This window comes from Streptomyces sp. NBC_01506, assembly GCF_045040295.1.
Taxonomy (GTDB): Bacteria; Actinomycetota; Actinomycetes; order Streptomycetales; family Streptomycetaceae; genus Streptomyces.
On the sequence record NZ_CP109422.1, the window covers coordinates 1,348,121 to 1,365,086 of the forward strand.

The 16,966-nt window shown below is 69.0% G+C and carries 13 protein-coding genes and 1 tRNA gene; 4 read left to right on the top strand and 10 right to left on the bottom strand.

Translation table 11 applies throughout. The features are described 5' to 3' along the window. Window positions 1-132 precede the first annotated feature (132 nt). From OG329_RS05465 to sucC, 7 genes are all read right to left on the bottom strand, one after another. A complete protein-coding gene (locus OG329_RS05465) occupies window positions 133-786 on the bottom strand; it encodes a signal protein (protein WP_405793180.1) in 654 nt (217 codons plus the stop codon). Between the two features lie 73 nt (window positions 787-859). After that, window positions 860-944: transfer RNA gene (locus OG329_RS05470), tRNA-Leu, on the bottom strand. Between the two features lie 118 nt (window positions 945-1,062). Then, a complete protein-coding gene (locus OG329_RS05475; RefSeq protein ID WP_405793181.1) occupies window positions 1,063-1,473 on the bottom strand; it encodes a VOC family protein in 411 nt (136 codons plus the stop codon). Between the two features lie 175 nt (window positions 1,474-1,648). After that, window positions 1,649-2,089, bottom strand: coding sequence for a helix-turn-helix transcriptional regulator (locus tag OG329_RS05480; protein ID WP_405793182.1), 441 nt, complete (start codon window positions 2,087-2,089; stop codon window positions 1,649-1,651). Between the two features lie 112 nt (window positions 2,090-2,201). Beyond that, window positions 2,202-3,743 (bottom strand): aldehyde dehydrogenase family protein, encoded by a 1,542-nt coding sequence (locus OG329_RS05485; RefSeq protein WP_405793183.1) that lies wholly within the window; start codon window positions 3,741-3,743, stop codon window positions 2,202-2,204. Window positions 3,744-4,145: 402 nt separating this feature from the next. Next, a complete protein-coding gene (sucD, locus tag OG329_RS05490; protein ID WP_405793184.1) occupies window positions 4,146-5,033 on the bottom strand; it encodes a succinate--CoA ligase subunit alpha in 888 nt (295 codons plus the stop codon). Between the two features lie 11 nt (window positions 5,034-5,044). Then, window positions 5,045-6,178, bottom strand: coding sequence for an ADP-forming succinate--CoA ligase subunit beta (gene sucC / locus OG329_RS05495; RefSeq protein ID WP_405793185.1), 1,134 nt, complete (start codon window positions 6,176-6,178; stop codon window positions 5,045-5,047). Window positions 6,179-6,359: 181 nt separating this feature from the next. Here sucC and OG329_RS05500 point away from each other — a divergent pair, with 181 nt between their 5' ends. The 4 genes from OG329_RS05500 (at window position 6,360) to OG329_RS05515 (ending at window position 13,194) form a co-directional block, all read left to right on the top strand. Next, a complete protein-coding gene (locus tag OG329_RS05500; RefSeq protein ID WP_405793186.1) occupies window positions 6,360-8,042 on the top strand; it encodes a thiamine pyrophosphate-binding protein in 1,683 nt (560 codons plus the stop codon). Window positions 8,043-8,053: 11 nt separating this feature from the next. Continuing rightward, window positions 8,054-9,328 carry a formyl-CoA transferase gene (gene frc, locus OG329_RS05505; protein ID WP_405793187.1) on the top strand — a complete coding sequence of 425 codons (1,275 nt, stop codon included), beginning with the start codon at window positions 8,054-8,056 and terminating at the stop codon, window positions 9,326-9,328. Window positions 9,329-9,342: 14 nt separating this feature from the next. After that, the gene (locus OG329_RS05510) at window positions 9,343-11,478 is read left to right on the top strand and encodes an acetate--CoA ligase family protein (protein ID WP_405801661.1); all 2,136 of its coding nucleotides are present in this window, start codon (window positions 9,343-9,345) and stop codon (window positions 11,476-11,478) included. A gap of 327 nt (window positions 11,479-11,805) precedes the next feature. Continuing rightward, the gene (locus OG329_RS05515) at window positions 11,806-13,194 is read left to right on the top strand and encodes an OFA family MFS transporter (protein ID WP_405793188.1); all 1,389 of its coding nucleotides are present in this window, start codon (window positions 11,806-11,808) and stop codon (window positions 13,192-13,194) included. Window positions 13,195-13,277: 83 nt separating this feature from the next. Here the strand turns inward: OG329_RS05515 and OG329_RS05520 are convergent, their stop codons facing one another. From OG329_RS05520 to eboE, 3 genes are read right to left on the bottom strand one after another with little or no spacing between them, the layout of a single operon-like run. Further along, window positions 13,278-14,339 carry a sugar phosphate isomerase/epimerase family protein gene (locus tag OG329_RS05520; protein ID WP_405793189.1) on the bottom strand — a complete coding sequence of 354 codons (1,062 nt, stop codon included), beginning with the start codon at window positions 14,337-14,339 and terminating at the stop codon, window positions 13,278-13,280. Window positions 14,340-14,356: 17 nt separating this feature from the next. Then, window positions 14,357-15,799 (bottom strand): nucleotide pyrophosphatase/phosphodiesterase family protein, encoded by a 1,443-nt coding sequence (locus tag OG329_RS05525; RefSeq protein ID WP_405793190.1) that lies wholly within the window; start codon window positions 15,797-15,799, stop codon window positions 14,357-14,359. Next, window positions 15,796-16,965: a metabolite traffic protein EboE gene (gene eboE / locus OG329_RS05530; protein WP_405793191.1), complete on the bottom strand. Its 1,170-nt coding sequence runs from the start codon at window positions 16,963-16,965 to the stop codon at window positions 15,796-15,798. The genes OG329_RS05525 and eboE overlap by 4 nt, the downstream gene beginning before the upstream one ends. Window position 16,966: the final 1 nt, after the last annotated feature.

The following is a 16,966-nucleotide window of genomic DNA, read 5'->3' on the forward strand; positions in this document are numbered from 1 at the left end:
CCGCGCGTCAGCCAACGGCACACCCGGACCAACGATCCGATGATCCGAGCGAAACGGCCCAGGCGCGAGCGAACTCACGGCGTCCGGCCGGGCGCGGGAGCGGGAGCGGCGACACCGGTCACGTGCGCGCGACTACGCCCCTCGTGCGGCCCCCGGCTTACCCTCCACCGTCAGGTCGTAGTCGACCGACACGGTGAGGTCCTCTGCCCCGCCACGTATCTCGACGGTGTGACGTCCGGGCGACAAAGGCGGCAACTGTGCCCACAAACCGCAGCCCGCGCCCTGGAAGATCCCTTCCTCTTCGGTCACCGGATTGCCCTCGGCCGCGAAGTATCTGAATTCCACGCCCTCGTGACGGTCGACCGCGACCTTCTCTCCGTCGACCTCGACCGTCCCTTCGGCGGACCTGTCGAATCCCCCGCAGTCCATCAGCTCGCCCACGATGTTGACGACGGGGAAAGCGATCGGCCGATCGGCCGGAATCGTGCAGGTCCGGGACGTGTGTCCGCCGAAGGTGCCGGCCAGGAACCAGCGATCCTTCGGCTGATTGCGCGCGCAGTCGCGGCCCGTCGGGTCGGCCACCGGGTTGCTGTCGGTGGGTTCCGCCGCGGCCCATTCCCACCACCGGCTCTGGAGGTCCACGGAGGACAACCGGACCGGGGCAGGGCCGCTGAGGTCGTCGGTCTCGCCACCGTCACCGGAGCCGCACCCGGTGAGTGCCGCCGCTGATATCCCGGCCGAGGCCACAACGGTCGCCCACCAGATGTGTCTCTTCGCCGTACTCACTGAATGTCCTCCCCCACACGAAGAACTCCCAGCCCGGACGAATCCGTGCTGGGAGTTCTGTGAAGTGCCGCTGTGTCCGAGGGGGGACTTGAACCCCCACGCCCGATAAAGGGCACTAGCACCTCAAGCTAGCGCGTCTGCCATTCCGCCACCCGGACGAGTGGTCGAACCTCGGTGTTTCCGCCGGGGTGACGTAAAGAACGATACCAGGGCTCGGGAGTGCTCTTCACCCGTATATCCCGTGGTCCGGGGCGCACGGACGGGGCTGACCGCTGTTTATGCCTTCGGCTCCTGCGAGATCCGCACCATGTTGCCCGAGGGGTCGCGGAACGCGCAGTCGCGCGGGCCCCAGGGCTGGTCGATGGGCTCCTGGAGCACTTCGGCGCCGGAGGCCCGTACCTTCTCGAACATCGCGTCGAGATCGTCGGTGCGGAAGACGACCTGCGTCAGGACGCCCTTGGTGAGCAGTTCCTGGAGGGCGTCGCCGTCGGCCTGGGAGCGGCCGGCGTGCGGTTCCGAGAGGACGATCTCGAGGCCCGGCTGGTCCACGCTGCCGAGGGTCACCCAGCGGAAGCCGCCCGAGGCGACATCGTTGCGCACCTCGAGGCCGAGCGCGTCGCGGTAGAAGGTGAGTGATTCGTCCGGGTCGTTGACGGTGATGTGGCAGTACTGGAGTGCGATGGTCATGTGACCCACGCTAGGCCCTGTCCGGCGGATCTTCGGGGGTCCGGGACGCCTGGCACGGCACCTCCCTGCGTTGTCGGAGTCATCCAAGTACGTCCAGTACGAGGATGATCCTCCGCCTTGCGATGCACCGCACCAGCCGCCCCGGCCTGATCCCCGAAGATCCGCCGGACAGGACCTAGGCGGCGGCTTCGCGCGCCGCTTCTCGGATCCTGCTCGGTGCGTCCCTGGCCGGCCGGGTGCGCAGCTTCGCCTCGCACGCGGGCATCGCCGTGACCGCGCCGTGCTCGCGGGCGGCGTACGCGCTGGGCGTCTCCCCCAGGACTTCGGTGAAGCGCGAGCTGAACGAGCCCAGTGACGTACAGCCCACGGCCATGCACGCGTCGGTCACGCTCGTGCCCGCACGCAGCAGCGCCATCGCCCGCTCGATACGGCGGGTCATCAGGTAGCTGTACGGCGTCTCGCCGTAGGCCGCGCGGAAGCGCCGGGAGAAGTGGGCCGGCGACATCAGCGCGTGGCGGGCCATCGTCGGTACGTCGAGCGGACGTGCGTACTCCCGGTCGATCAGATCCCTTGCCCGCCGCAGGTGAGCGAGGTTGGCGAGCTCCTTCGAGTCCATGCGAACGACGGTACACCGGTGCACTGACAGCACCGCTGACCTGGGGAATCGGCTGAGGAGGGGTTCGGTCGACCTCAGCCGATTCCGGTTCAGGGCCGGGCCGGATCCACCGTCACGGCATCAGGTGGTAGTCCGGGAAGTTGCCCGGTGGGCGCTCCCCGTCCGGGCCGTTCGTGACCGCCTTCACGAGCAGTTCGCCGCCGACGAAGGCGCCCCGCCAGGAGGAGCCGAAGCCGCCGAACAGCTCGTCACGGTCGCCGCGGGAGCGTGGCTTGCCGTGGCCGACCTTGAAGGCGCGTATCTGGGGTGACAGACGCGCGTACGTCTTCGGGTCGTCGGTCGCCAGCGTCGCGGCCAGTGCCCCGTTGGAGGCGTTCATGGCCGCGAGGAGTTCCGCCTCGGTGTCGACCAGGACGATCGTGTCGACCGGGCCGAAGGGCTCCGCGTGGTGCAGCGGCGAGGAAGGCGGCGGGTTCAGCAGGGTCACCGGCGCGAGGTAGGCGGAGGTGTCCTGACCGGGCAGGAAACGCCCGTCGGCGAGCGAGCCGTGGTGGATGGGGACGGCGCCGCGGTCGATGGCCTCGGCCACCTGGTCGTCCAGCTCCTTGGCCTTGGCCGCGTTGATGAGCGGGCCGAAGTCCAGTTCGGGCAGCGGGTCGTCGGGGTGCTCGACGGCCAGCGGGTGGCCCAGTCGGATGGAGCGTACGGCGGGCAGATAGGCCCCGAGGAAGTCCGCGAACAGCGAGCGCTGGACGACGAAGCGCGGGTACGCGGTGCACCGCTGCTTTCCGTAGTCGAACAGCTTGGGGATGACGGCGGTGAGCGCGTCCCAGTCGCTGTGGTTCCACACACCCCAGGTGTTGAGACCTTCCTGTTCGAGGATGTGGCGCTTGCCGAGGTCGGCGACCGTGGTGGCGATCCGGGCGCCGGTGTCGCGGCCTCCTACGAAGGAGACGCAGCCGATCTCCGGGGAGCGGACCAGCGCCTCGGACAGTTCTCCCCCGCTGCCGCTGACCAGCGTGATCGGCAGTCCCTCGCGGACGGCGAGAGCGGCGGCCAGGGTGAGACAGGCGACGCCGCCGTCGGTGGGCGCCTTGGCGATCACCGCGTTGCCGGCCAGGGCCTGTACGAGCATGGCGTGGACCAGGACGGACATCGGGTAGTTCCAACTGGCGATGTTGGAGACCGGGCCCGGCAGCGGGCTGCGGCCCGCCAGCATGGGCTCGACGCCGTCCACGTACCAGCGCACTCCGTCGATCGCGCGGTCGACGTCGGCCTGGGCGAGGCGCCAGGGCTTGCCGATCTCCCAGACGAGCAGGAGGGCGAGCAGTTCGCGGTGCTCGGCCAGGGCGTCGAGTGTCGCGGAGACACGGGCGCGGCGCTCGGGCAGCGGGATGTGCCGCCAGGCGTGGTGCTGGTCGAGCGAGGCGCGTACGGCCCGCTGCGCGGCCTCGGCGTCGAGCCGGGGCGGTCCGGCGATGGGGCTGCCGTCGACCGGGCTGTAGGCGGGGAGGGTACGGCCGCCGGACTGCCAGGACGCGGCCCAGAGGTTGAGCACGTGGTCGTCCCGGAATGCCTCGGGCGCGACGGTGAGACAGTTCTGCCAGGCGTCGGACCAGGCAGTGCCCGGCTTCAGGATGAGGGTGGGTGCCATGTCGTGGACTCCGCTCGAAAGGGGGCGGTACGCGTGTGCGCGGGTTCCGGACGAGGTGCACGGGTCGTCCGGGATGGCGGGTTGTTGTGTACGGGTGGTTGTGGCCGGGCCCGCCCGGTGGGCGGTTCGTCCTCAAGCGCCGGACGGGCTGGAGGTGGCCGCCGGACGGTGGAGGTGGCCGTCCGGCGGGTGAGGAGCGGTTCCGGGACGAGGTCGTGTCTTCGAAGTAGCGCCGTCCGCCCGCAGGGCGGGCCCACGGCGGCTGGTGCGGTGCATCACAAGGCGGAGGATCTCCCGCGTACTGGACGTACTCGGAAGAATCCGACAACGCAGGGAGGTGCCGTACCAGCCGCCGCAGGCCAGGCGGGACTTTGAAGACACCGCCTGAGGGGCGGTGTCGGGTCAGGCCGTGACCGCGATGCGGTCGAGTACCAGGCGGGCCGTTTCCGAGGGCGTCGAGCCGACGCGTACGCCCGCCGCCTCCAGCGCCTTCTTCTTCGCCTCCGCGGTGCCCGACGAGCCGGAGACGATCGCTCCGGCGTGGCCCATGGTCTTGCCCTCGGGCGCGGTGAAGCCCGCGATGTAGCCGACCACCGGCTTCGTGACGTGGTCGGCGATGTACGCCGCCGCGCGCTCCTCCGCGTCGCCGCCGATCTCGCCGATGAGGACGATGAGTTCGGTGTCCGGGTCCGCCTCGAAGGCGGCGAGGGCGTCGATGTGAGTCGTGCCGACGACGGGGTCGCCGCCGATGCCGACCGCCGACGAGAAGCCGATCTCGCGCAGCTCGTACATCAACTGGTACGTCAGCGTGCCCGACTTGGAGACGAGTCCGATCTTGCCGGGCTTGGTGGCGATGTCGGCCGGGATGATGCCGGCGTTGGACTGGCCGGGGCTGATCAGCCCGGGACAGTTGGGTCCGATGATCCGGGTGTCGCTCTTGGCGGCGTACGCCTGGAAGACGACCGCGTCATGGACGGGTATGCCCTCGGTGATGACGACGGCGAGGCCGATGCCCGCGTCGATGGCCTCCATGACCGCGGCCTTCGCGAACGGCGGCGGTACGAAGACGACGGTGACGTCCGCGCCGGTCGCCGCGATGCCGTCGGCGACGGAGCCGAAGACGGGGACCGCCCGGCCGTCGAAGTCGACGTTCGTGCCCGCCTTGCGCGGGTTGACGCCGCCGACGACGTCGGTTCCGGCCTCCAGCATCCGGCGGGTGTGCTTCATGCCCTCGGCACCGGTCATGCCCTGGACGAGGACCTTGCTCTCCTTGGTCAGGAAGATCGCCATTGCTTTGCTCCTTATCCGGCGTTCGCGAGTACGGCGGACTGGCGCGCGGCACCGTCCATGGTCGTGACCTGCTCCACGAGCGGATGCGCCCGGTCGGCGAGGATCGCGCGGCCCCGGGCGGCGTTGTTGCCGTCGAGGCGTACGACGAGCGGCTTGGTCAGCCGGACGGTCTCCAGCGCCTGGACGATGCCGTCGGCGACGGCGTCGCAGGCGGTGATCCCGCCGAAGACGTTGACGAACACGGACTTCACGTCGGGGTCGGACAGGATGACGGAGAGTCCGTCGGCCATGACCTGGGCCGAGGCGCCGCCCCCGATGTCGAGGAAGTTGGCGGGGCGTGCCCCGCAGCCGGCGACGACGTCGAGGGTCGACATGACGAGCCCCGCGCCGTTGCCGATGATGCCGACCTCGCCGTCGAGCTTGACGTAGTTGAGGCCCTTGGCGGCGGCCGCCGCCTCCAGAGGGTCGGCGCCGGGGTCCTGCTGGTCGTCGCCCCAACGGCTCTGGCGGAACTGGGCGTTGTCGTCCAGGGTCACCTTTCCGTCGAGGGCCAGGATCCGTCCGTCCGTGGTCCTGACGAGCGGGTTGACCTCGACCAGCAGGGCGTCCTCGCGGATCAGGACCTGCCAGAGCGATTCGAGTACGGGGGCGGTCTCGGCGGGCAGTTGGGCGGCCACGGCGATCTCGACCGCCTTGGCCGCGGTGACGCCCTCGGCCGGGTCGATGTGGATGCGGGCCACCGCCTCGGGGCGGGTGGCCGCCACCTCCTCGATGTCCATGCCGCCCTCTGCGGACGCGATCGCGAGGAAGGTCCCCGCAGCGCGGTCGAGCACATAGCTGACGTAGAACTCGGTCTCGATGTCCACCGGTTGGGCCAGCATCACCGTACGGACGGTGTGGCCCTTGATGTCCATCCCGAGGATCTGGCGGGCGGTCAGTTCCGCGGCGGCCGGATCGGCCGCGAGCTTCACCCCGCCGGCCTTGCCCCGGCCTCCGGTCTTCACCTGTGCCTTGACGACGACCTTGCCGCCGAGCCGCTGCGCCGCGAGCGCGGCCTCCCTCGCGAACTCGACGGTCTCGGCCTCCGGCACGGCGATGCCGTACTCCGCGAACAGGTCTCTGGCTTGGTGCTCGTACAGATCCATGCCGGCTCCCACTGCAACAGAAAGGAATGAAAGTGCCGCACGCCCCCTGGACACCACCCGCCGAATGCGGGATAACAAGCTTCATACAGTATTCGTAGACTGTATGCAATCCATCGCGGGAGTACTCGGGAGCACCCACAAGAGCCCTCCGACCTCCCCTACGAAGGGACAAGACAACCTCATGCCCGACGACAGCCAGGAACTCATCTCCGGTGGTCATCTGGTCGCCAAGGCACTCAAGGCAGAAGGTGTCGAGGTCATCTACACGCTCTGTGGCGGCCACATCATCGACATCTACGACGGCTGCGTCGACGAGGGCATCGAAGTCGTCGACGTACGCCACGAGCAGGTCGCCGCCCACGCCGCCGACGGTTACGCGCGCATCACCGGTAAGCCCGGCTGCGCCGTCGTCACCGCCGGACCGGGCACGACCGACGCCGTCACCGGTGTCGCCAACGCGTTCCGTGCCGAGTCACCCATGCTGCTCATCGGCGGCCAGGGCGCGCTCACCCAGCACAAGATGGGTTCGCTCCAGGACCTGCCGCACGTGGACATGATGACGCCGATCACCAAGTTCGCGGCCACCGTCCCCGACACGGCCCGCGCGGCCGACATGGTCTCCATGGCCTTCCGTGAGTGCTACAACGGCGCTCCCGGCCCGTCCTTCCTGGAGATTCCGCGTGATGTCCTCGACGCGAAGGTCCCGGCCGACAAAGCACGCGTACCCAAGGCCGGCCAGTACCGGGCCTCGACCCGTTCGCCCGGTGACCCCGCGGCCATCGAGAAGCTGGCCGATCTGCTGGTCCACGCCGAGAAGCCGGCGATCCTGCTCGGCAGCCAGGTATGGACGACCCGGGCCACGGACGACGCCATCGAGCTGGTACGGACGCTGAACGTACCCGCGTACATGAACGGCGCGGGGCGCGGCACCCTGCCTCCCGGCGACCCGCACCACTTCCAGCTCTCGCGGCGCTACGCCTTCACCAACGCCGACCTCATCATCATCGTCGGCACCCCGTTCGACTTCCGGATGGGCTACGGCAAGCGGCTCTCGCCGGACGCCACGGTCGTCCAGATCGACCTCGACTACCGGACGGTCGGCAAGAACCGCGACATCGACCTCGGCATCGTCGGTGACGCCGGCCTCGTCCTGAAGTCGGTCACCGAGGCGGCCAGCGGGCGGATCAACGGCGGCTCCGTCAAGCGCAAGGCATGGCTGGAGGAGCTGCGCGCCGCCGAGCAGACCGCGATCGAGAAGCGGCTGCCGAATCTGCGCAAGGACAGCTCACCGATCCACCCCTACCGTCTGGTCAGCGAGATCAACGACTTCCTCACCGAGGACTCGATCTACATCGGCGACGGCGGCGACATCGTCACCTTCTCCGGCCAGGTCGTGCAGCCCAAGTCGCCCGGCCACTGGATGGACCCCGGTCCGCTCGGCACGCTCGGCGTCGGCGTCCCCTTCGTCCTCGCGGCGAAGAAGGCACGGCCCGACAAGGAGGTCGTGGCGCTGTTCGGCGACGGGGCCTTCTCGCTCACCGGCTGGGACTTCGAGACGCTGGTGCGCTACAACCTGCCGTTCGTCGGCATCGTCGGCAACAACTCGTCGATGAACCAGATCCGTTACGGCCAGAAGGCCAAGTACGGCGACGAGCGCGAGCGGGTCGGCAACACCCTCGGCGACGTCCACTACGACAAGTTCGCCCAGATGCTGGGCGGTTACGGCGAAGAGGTCCGCGACCCGGCCGACATCGCGCCCGCGCTCCAGCGGGCCCGTGAGTCCGGACTGCCGTCGCTGATCAACGTCTGGGTCGACCCCGACGCGTACGCCCCCGGAACCATGAACCAGACCATGTACAAGTAAGGGAGGCCAAGATGACCCAGGCTGTAGAAGCCCCGGAGAACTCCCCCGACGCCGTGAGCCCGCAGGCGCTGAGCGGCGTCCGTGTCCTCGACATGACGCATGTGCAGTCCGGCCCCTCGGCCACCCAGATCCTGGCCTGGCTCGGCGCGGACGTGGTGAAGGTGGAGGCGCCGACGGGAGACATCACCCGTAAGCAGCTCCGCGACATCCCCGATGTCGACTCGCTGTACTTCACGATGCTCAACTGCAACAAGCGCAGCGTCACCCTCAACACCAAGACCGAGCGCGGCAAGGAGATCCTGACCGAGCTGATCCGCCGCTCCGACGTGATGGTCGAGAACTTCGGCCCCGGCGCGGTCGACCGGATGGGATTCACCTGGGAGAAGATCCAGGAGATCAACCCGAAGATCGTGTACGCCTCGATCAAGGGCTTCGGTGAGGGCCCGTACACCAACTTCAAGGCGTACGAGGTCGTCGCCCAGGCCATGGGCGGCTCGATGTCGACCACCGGCTTCGAGGACGGGCCGCCGCTGGCCACGGGCTCGCAGATCGGCGACTCCGGCACCGGCATGCACGCGGTCGCCGCGATCCTGGCCGCGCTCTACCAGCGCACGGCCACCGGGCGCGGCCAGCGGGTGAACGTCGCGATGCAGCACGCGGTGCTCAACCTGTGCCGGGTCAAGCTCCGTGACCAGCAGCGGCTGTCGCACGGCCCGCTGGCCGAGTACCCGAACGAGGACTTCGGCGACGCGGTCCCGCGCTCGGGCAACGCCAGCGGCGGCGGTCAGCCCGGCTGGGCGGTCAAGTGCGCGCCGGGCGGCCCCAACGACTACGTGTACGTGATCGTGCAGCCGGTCGGCTGGAAGCCCGTCAGCGAGCTGATCGGCCGGCCCGAACTGGCCGACGACCCCGACTGGGCGACTCCCGAGGCCCGCCTCACCAAGCTGGGCAAGATGTTCCAGCTCATCGAGGAGTGGACCTCGACCATCCCCAAGTGGGAGGTGCTGGAGAAGCTCAACGCCCACAACATCCCGTGCGGCCCGATCCTCTCCACCAAGGAGATCATCGAGGACGCCTCGCTCGCGGCCAACGAGATGGTCGTCGAGGTCGAGCACCCGCAGCGCGGGACGTTCACCACGGTCGGGAGCCCGTTGAAGCTCTCCGACTCCCCCGTCACCATCACCGCATCTCCGCTGCTCGGTGAGCACAACGCGGAGGTGTACGTCGGCGAGCTGGGTCTCGGCGACGAGGAACTGCGCCTGTTGAAGACGAACGGAGTCATCTAGTGGCGGACAGCCATATTCAGTTCACGCCCGACAAGGATGCCGTCGGTGCGATCATCGAGGCCGCCCTGGCACAGGGGCGTACCTCACTCACCGCCCCCGAGGGCAAGGCGGTCACGGACGCCTACGGCATCCCGACACCGGGTGAGGCCCTGGCGGAGTCGGCCGACGACGCCGTGGCTGTGGCGGCGCGGCTCGGTTTCCCGGTCGCGATGAAGATCGTCTCGCCTCAGATCCTGCACAAGACGGACGCCGGCGGCGTGCAGATCGGCGTCAAGTCGGCGGCCGAGGTGCGCTCCGCGTTCACCACGATCGTCTCCAACGCGCGCACGTACGACCCCAAGGCGCGGATCCTCGGCGTCCAGGTGCAGCAGATGGTGCCCGCGGGCACCGAGATCCTGATCGGTACGGTCACCGACCCCACCTTCGGCAAGGTCGTGGCCTTCGGCCTCGGCGGTGTCCTGGTGGAGGTGCTGAAGGACGTCACCTTCCGGCTGGCGCCGGCCACCAAGGACGACGCGCTGTCCATGCTGGACGGCATCCGGGCCGCCGAGATCCTGCGCGGGGTACGTGGCGCGGCGGGGGTCGACCGTGACGCGCTGGCCGATCTCGTGGTCCGGGCCTCGGAGTTGGCCGCCGACTTCCCCAACATCGCGGAGGTGGACCTCAACCCGGTCTTCGCCTCCGAGAGCGGGGTCATGGCGGCCGACGTACGGATCCTGCTGACCGACGAGGTGCCCGCCGAACGGCGGCGCTACTCGCGCGAGGAGATCCTGGTCTCCATGCGCCGGCTGATGGAGCCGCGTTCGGTGGCGGTGATCGGTGCCTCCAACGAGGACGGCAAGATCGGCAATTCGGTCATGCGGAACCTCATCGACGGAGGTTTCGCGGGCGAGATCTATCCGGTCAACCCCAAGGCCGATGACATACTCGGCCGTAAGGCGTACAAGAGCGTGATGGATGTTCCTGGTGAGCCTGATGTGGCGATATTCGCGATTCCCGCGAAGTTCGTCGCCACCGCTCTCGAAGAGGTCGGGCGCAAGAACATCCCCAACGCCGTCCTGATCCCGTCCGGTTTCGCGGAGACCGGCGAGCACGAACTCCAGCAGCAGATCGTGACGATCGCCGAGGAGAACGGGATCCGGCTGCTCGGGCCGAACATCTACGGCTACTACTCCACCTGGCAGGACCTCTGCGCCACCTTCTGCACCCCGTACGACGTCAAGGGCGGCGTGGCGCTGACCTCGCAGTCCGGCGGCATCGGGATGGCGATCCTGGGCTTCGCGAGGACCACCAGGACGGGTGTGTCGGCGATCGTCGGACTGGGCAACAAGTCGGACCTGGACGAGGACGACCTGCTGACCTGGTTCGGTGAGGACGACAACACCGACTGCATCGCGATGCACCTGGAGGACCTGAAGGACGGCCGCGCCTTCGTGGAGGCGGCGCGCGCGACCGTACCGAAGAAGCCCGTGGTGGTGCTCAAGGCCGGCCGTACGGCGGCGGGCGCCAAGGCGGCGGGCTCGCACACCGGGGCCCTCGCGGGCGACGACGCGGTGTACGAGGACATCTTGAAGCAGTCCGGCGTCATCAGGGCGCCGGGGCTGAGCGAGATGCTGGAGTACGCGCGCGGGCTGCCCGTACTGCCCACTCCCAAGGGCGAGAACGTCGTCATCATCACGGGCGCCGGCGGATCGGGTGTGCTGCTGTCGGACGCGATCGTCGACAACGGGCTGTCGCTGATGGAGATCCCGCCGGACCTGGACGAGGCGTTCCGCGCCTTCATCCCGCCCTTCGGGGCGGCGGGCAACCCGGTGGACATCACCGGCGGCGAGCCGCCGTCGACGTACGAGGCCACGATCCGGCTCGGGTTGGAGGATCCCCGGATCCACTCCCTCGTCCTGGGCTACTGGCACACGATCGTCACCCCGCCGATGGTCTTCGCCGAGTTGACGGCGCGGGTGGTGGCCGAGTTCCGCGAGCGCGGCATCGAGAAGCCGGTGGTGGCGTCGCTCGCGGGTGACGTCGAGGTGGAGGCCGCGTGCCAGTACCTCTACGAGCGGGGCGTGGTGGCCTACCCGTACACCACGGAGAAGCCGGTCGAGGTGCTTGGCGCGAAGTATCGATGGGCGAAGGCGGCGGGGCTGCTGTGAAGCCGGGCGACGCCGTGGAACGGCCGGGGGTCCGGGGGTTGTCCCCCGGGGCGACACGGCCGATGGGCGAAGGCGGCGGGGCTGCTGTGAAGCCGGGCGACGCCGTGGAACGGCCGGGGGTCCGGGGGTTGTCCCCCGGGGCGACACAGCCGATGGGCGAAAGCGGCGGGGCTCCTGTGAGCGCCGCCGGGCTGTGGGGAGGCGCCGGATGAGCTGACGGCGCGACCCAGGGGGCCTGTGGATTCCGCTCATCGCAGGCCCCCCGCACGAAGAGAACGGACAGGGGGCGCTGGCCTGACTTCTTCGACGCAAGGGGTTCGATCGACAATGGCGACAACTGACATCTCCGCAGCCGTCCCCTACAGGGAGGTGGCGGACCGGAACGGCCGTATCTACCGGATCGGGCAGTCCGACCGGCAGATCATGGGCCGTCCACGGTGGACGATGGTGCTCTTCCCGTGGATCGGCATGATGGGAATCAGCTCCTCGGAGTACGCGTTCACCTCGGCCGAGGACACACTGCACACGGCTCACATGTGGAGCAGCGGGCACATCTTCTGGCTGATGGGTGTCTGGATCTTCTTCCAGGCGGCCGTGGCCTTCCCCGCCGGGCAGCTCCGTGAGAGCGGCAAGCTGCCCGCCCGCTACGCCATGATGCTCGGCGCGCTCGGCACGATCCTGGGATATCTGTCCCTGGCCTACGCGCCGCACGTGATCGTGGCTTATATCGGCTTCGGTATGTTCAGCGGTATCGGCGCGGGTCTTGTCTACGCGACCTGCGTGAACATGGTCGGCAAGTGGTATCCGGAGCGCAAGGGAGGCAAGACCGGCCTCGTCAACGGCGGTTTCGCCTACGGCTCCGTGCCCTTCGTCTTCCTGTTCAGCACGTACATGGACCTGGGCAACTACCAGGGCGTACTCGTCTTCGTCGGCGTGATCTGCTGCGCGATGGTGGCGATCTCCGGGTGGTTCTTCAAGGACCCGCCGAAGTTCTGGTGGCCCGAGGGCGCCGACCCGCTGAAGGTCTCCGACGACCCGAAGATCCGGCGCGCGCTGGAGAAGAACCCGCCGGCCGTCAAGCAGTACACACCGAAGGAAGCCGCACGCGTACCGGTCCTGTGGATGATGTGGTTCTGCCTGCTCTGCACAGCGGGCATCAACATCTTCGGTATCGCGATGCAGGTGCCCTTCGGCAAGGAAATGGGCTTCGCCGGCGGGATCGTGGCCACGGCCATGTCGCTGAAGGCCATCGTGAACGGCACCGGACGCGGTGTCATCGGCTGGATATCCGACAAGTACGGCCGCCGCTACACCCTGATCTTCGTCTGCATCGTCCTGGGCCTGTCGCAGTTCGGCGTGCTGGCTTCGGGATCGATCGGCAACATGCCGCTGTTCCTGGTCTGCTCGATGATCTCCGGCTTCGGCGGTGGCGCGATCTTCCCGCTGTTCGCGGCCATGACGGCGGACTACTTCGGCGAGAACAACAACGCGTCGAACTACGGCATGGTCTACAGCTCCAAGCTCATCTCCGGCCTCGTCGGCGCCGGTGTGGGTGGAGTCGTGGTGGACAACTGGGGTTACAACACGGCGTTCGTCATCGCGGGCGGCGTCGGACTGTTCTCGGCGTGCCTCGCCGTCTTCCTGAAGGCGCCGGGCAGGCCGGACATCAAGAAGATCCAGGCGAATCCGAACCCGATCGGGCGGGAGGACGCCTGAGCGGTCGAACGACCGCTCGCGCACAGTGAGGCGGCTCCCCGTACGGCCAACAGCCGTACGGGGAGCCGCCGTTCGTCCGCCATTTAGTGGTGGCCGTGGCCGCGCTTCTCGCGCAGGGAGTGCAGGTGGTCCGCCGACTTCTCGGCGAACAGCAGCGAGTCGACCGGGTTGTCGTGCTCGGCCTGCCAGTGGTGGTCCTTGCGGCCGTTGTGGGTCTTGTTCACGGCCGAGATGAACTTCTTGTAGTCGATGTCGCCGTCACCGACGTCGACCATGTCGTAACCGTCGCGCGCCGCCTCGTTCTTCACGCCGTCCTTGACGTGGAACAGCGGGTAGCGGTCCGGCTGCTTGAGCACGTAGCTCAGCGGGTCGAACGGCGCGGGCTTGCCGTCGCCGGTCTTGCTGAAGCGGTGCTTGGCGGCGAACGCCCAGTAGATGTCCATCTCCAGATAGACGAGCTTGGGGTCGGTCTCCGCGAGCAGGACGTCGTAGAGGCGCACGCCCGGCTGGTCGCTGGCGAAGGAGAACTCCTCGGCGTGGTTGTGCTGGTAGAACTTCATGCCGCGCTTGCGGGCGGCTGCGCCGTAGGTGTTGAAGTCCTCGGCCGCCCGCTTCCAGCCGTCCACGGTGGCGCCGTAACGCCAGGGGCCCGACGCGGTGCCTATGTGGTCGAGGCCCAGCGCCTGGGCGTCGTCCAGCACCTTGTTCAGATTCTGGGCGAAGCTGTACGCGTTGGGGTTGTTGTCGTCGGCGTAGTTGACGTGGCTGCCGATCGGGCGCAGACCGTGGTTCCGGGCCAGTTGGCGGAGCTGGGGAAGGGTGATGGCGCCGGCGCTGCCCTGGCCGTAGCCCGCGTACTCGATCTCGTCGTAGCCGAAGCGCTCCAGCTCCTCGAAGACCTTCGCGAAGCCGAGCGAGTTGACCTTGTCACGCAGCGAGTAGAGCTGGATGCCGAGGTGGCCCGGGGTGAGGACGCGTTCGCCCTTGCCCCGTCCCCGGTCGGCGGAGGCAGCCGCCGGGGTGGCGGCCGACAGGCCGAGAATGGCGGCGGCACCGGTGCCCGCGGCCACGCCCAGCATGTTGCGACGGCTGAGCTTGGCTGCGAGCTCCGGGTCGACTGACTTCTTGCGGCTCATGCGGCTCATGCGTGGAACTCCTTAGGTCAGTGCAGTCCTGCGAGAGTCAGGAGCAGGGATTTCACGTCGGTGGCCTCGGTGCGGCCGGTGACGGCTTGGGGGGTGGAGCACAGGATGAGCGGACCTTCGTCGTCGCTCGTGGGAAGGCGGCCGTGGCTGCCGCGGATGGGTGAGGGGTCCAGGGGGACGACGGCGAGCCGGTAGCGCATGCCCAGCTTCTTGCGGGCGACGGCCTTGGCGGCCTTGAGCTTCACGTACGGGTCGAGGGGGTCCATGAACAGCTCGACGGGGTCGTAGCCCGGCTTGCGGTGGATCTCGACGAGTTGGGCGAAGTCGGGCGCCTTGGCGTCGTCGAGCCAGTAGTAGTACGTGAACCAGGCGTCCGGCTCGGCGACGGCGACCAGTTCGCCGGAGCGCGGGTGGTCCAGGCCGTAGTTCTTCTTGCCCTGCTCGTCCAGGATCTCCTCGATTCCCTTGAGGTCCTTCAGCGCCTCGCGGGTCGCCTCCAGGTCCTCGGGGCGGCGCACATAGATGTGCGAGATCTGGTGGTCGGAGACGGCGAAGGCGCGCGACGCCATCGGGTCCAGATACTCCATGCCGTCCTGGGTGTGCACTTCCAGAAGTCCGGCGCGGCGCAGGGCCCGGTTGATGTCGACGGGCCGCGAGACATTGGTGATGCCGTACTCGGACAGGGCGACGACGGTACGGCCTTCGCGGCGCGCGTCGTCCAGGAGCGGGCCCATCGCCGCGTCGAGGTCGCGGGCCGCCTGGTGGGAGCGCGGGTCGTCGGGGCCGTAGCGCTGGAGGTCGTAGTCCAGGTGCGGCAGGTAGCACAGCGCCAGATCGGGGTGGCGGGTGTCGATGATGTGGCGGGTGGCGTCGATGATCCACTGCGAGGAGACGAGGTCGGCGCCGGGGCCCCAGAAGTGGAAGAGGGGGAACGTGCCGAGCTTGTCGTGCAGTTCGTCGTGCAGGGCCGGGGGCCGGGTGTAGCAGTCGGGCTCCTTGCGTCCGTCCGCGTAGTACACGGGGCGGGGCGTGACCGTGTAGTCGGTGTCGGCGCCCATCGCGTACCACCAGCAGATGTTGGCGACGGTGTAGCCGGGGTGGACGCGGCGGGCGGCGTCCCACAGCTTGTCGCCGGAGACCAGTCCGTTGTGCTGGCGCCACAGCAGGACGTCGCCCAGTTCGCGGAAGTACCAGCCGTTGCCGACGATGCCGTGCTCGGAGGGCAGGGTGCCGGTGAGGAAAGTGGACTGGGCACTACAGGTGACGGCGGGCAGCACGGTGGTCAGCGGGGCCTGGGAGCCCGCGGCGGCGAGCTTCTTGAGGTTGGGCATATGGGCCAGGAGCTGGGGCGTGAGTCCGACGACGTCCAGGACCAGCAGCGGGGTGGGGGCGGTCGCGGGGGTGGGGGCGGTCGCGGGGGTGGGGGCGGTCGCGGGGGTGGTGGTGGGGTCGGCGGTCATGGCAGCTCCTTGAGACCCAGTTCGACCAACAGGTCGCGGGCCAGCGTCAGTTCGGCGGCGATGCCCTCGGCGAGCCGGCCGCGTGAGCGGGGGCGCAGCTCGGGCGGCAGCGCCTGCCAGGTGTAGGTCTCGACCTCCAGGTGGCGGGTCAGCGGTACGGGACCGCCGACGAGCCGGGCGAGGGTGTCCTGGAGTACGGGGAGGGTCGAGGTGAGCGGCGGGGCGGGGGGTGCGTGCAGAGGTACGTGGAAGTGCGAGCGCCAGGGGGCGCCGTCCGGCAACGCCTCGCCGGCCAGGGCCTCTTCGAGGTCGTCGGTGCCGCGCAGACCGGCCGCCGTACGAGTGCGGGTCTGGTGCAGGAAGCGCGGCTCGGCGAAGGCGGCCAGCGCGTCGCGTACCTCGGGCAGATGGGGGTGTTCGGCGTGCAGCGCGGCCGAGAGCTGGGCCTTGGGGATGGTGACGCCGGCCTCGGCGAGGGCCTTGAGCGCGGTCGCCGGGTCCTCGAAGGAGGTGGCGAGGTGGCACGTGTCCACACAGATGCCGATGCGGGCGCTGGCGACGTCGGTGAGCGGTCCGATCGCGTCGGCGGTGGTCTCGACGGTGCAGCCGGGCTCCGGTTCCAGCGCGATCCGGATGCTTTTTCCGGTCAACTCCTCCAGCGCGTCCAGCCGTTCGGCGAGGGTGGTGAGCGCGGCGTGGGCGGTGCGGGCCGCGGCGTCGTCGAAGGCGGTGCGCCAGGCGAGCGGCAGCGTCGAGACGGAGCCCTCGGTGACATCGTCGGGCAGCAGCGAGGCGAGGAGCCGGGCGAGGTCGGTGGTGTGGGCGAGGCGTTCGGGGTCGGCCCAGTCGGGCTTGTAGACGCGGTACTTGACCTCTTCGGCGCCGAAGCCTTCGTAGGGGAAGCCGTTGAGGGTGACGACCTCGAGGCCGCGCCGCTCCAACTCGCTTTTCAGTCCGCGCAGTTGGGCCGGGTCGTTGATGAGGGAGCGGGCCGCGCCCTTGGCGAGCCACAGACCGATGCCGAGCCGGTCGCGGCCGAGGCGTTTGCGTACCGGCTCGCAGTGGTCGCGCAGTTGGGCCAGTACGCCTTCGAGGTTTTCGGCGGGGTGGACGTTGGTGCAGTACGAGAGGTGGACGGTGGAGCCGTCGGGGTGGCGGAAGCGCATG

Bases quoted from the DNA above. Each gene is read 5' to 3' on its own strand.
- OG329_RS05475 (WP_405793181.1), bottom strand. From the start codon at position 1,473: ATGACCATCGCACTCCAGTACTGCCACATCACCGTCAACGACCCGGAC.
- OG329_RS05480 (WP_405793182.1), bottom strand. From the start codon at position 2,089: ATGGACTCGAAGGAGCTCGCCAACCTCGCTCACCTGCGGCGGGCAAGG.
- OG329_RS05485 (WP_405793183.1), bottom strand. From the start codon at position 3,743: ATGGCACCCACCCTCATCCTGAAGCCGGGCACTGCCTGGTCCGACGCC.
- sucD (WP_405793184.1), bottom strand. From the start codon at position 5,033: ATGGCGATCTTCCTGACCAAGGAGAGCAAGGTCCTCGTCCAGGGCATG.
- sucC (WP_405793185.1), bottom strand. From the start codon at position 6,178: ATGGATCTGTACGAGCACCAAGCCAGAGACCTGTTCGCGGAGTACGGC.
- OG329_RS05500 (WP_405793186.1), top strand. From the start codon at position 6,360: ATGCCCGACGACAGCCAGGAACTCATCTCCGGTGGTCATCTGGTCGCC.
- frc (WP_405793187.1), top strand. From the start codon at position 8,054: ATGACCCAGGCTGTAGAAGCCCCGGAGAACTCCCCCGACGCCGTGAGC.
- OG329_RS05515 (WP_405793188.1), top strand. From the start codon at position 11,806: ATGGCGACAACTGACATCTCCGCAGCCGTCCCCTACAGGGAGGTGGCG.
- OG329_RS05520 (WP_405793189.1), bottom strand. From the start codon at position 14,339: ATGAGCCGCATGAGCCGCAAGAAGTCAGTCGACCCGGAGCTCGCAGCC.
- OG329_RS05525 (WP_405793190.1), bottom strand. From the start codon at position 15,799: ATGACCGCCGACCCCACCACCACCCCCGCGACCGCCCCCACCCCCGCG.
- eboE (WP_405793191.1), bottom strand. From the start codon at position 16,965: ATGCGCTTCCGCCACCCCGACGGCTCCACCGTCCACCTCTCGTACTGC.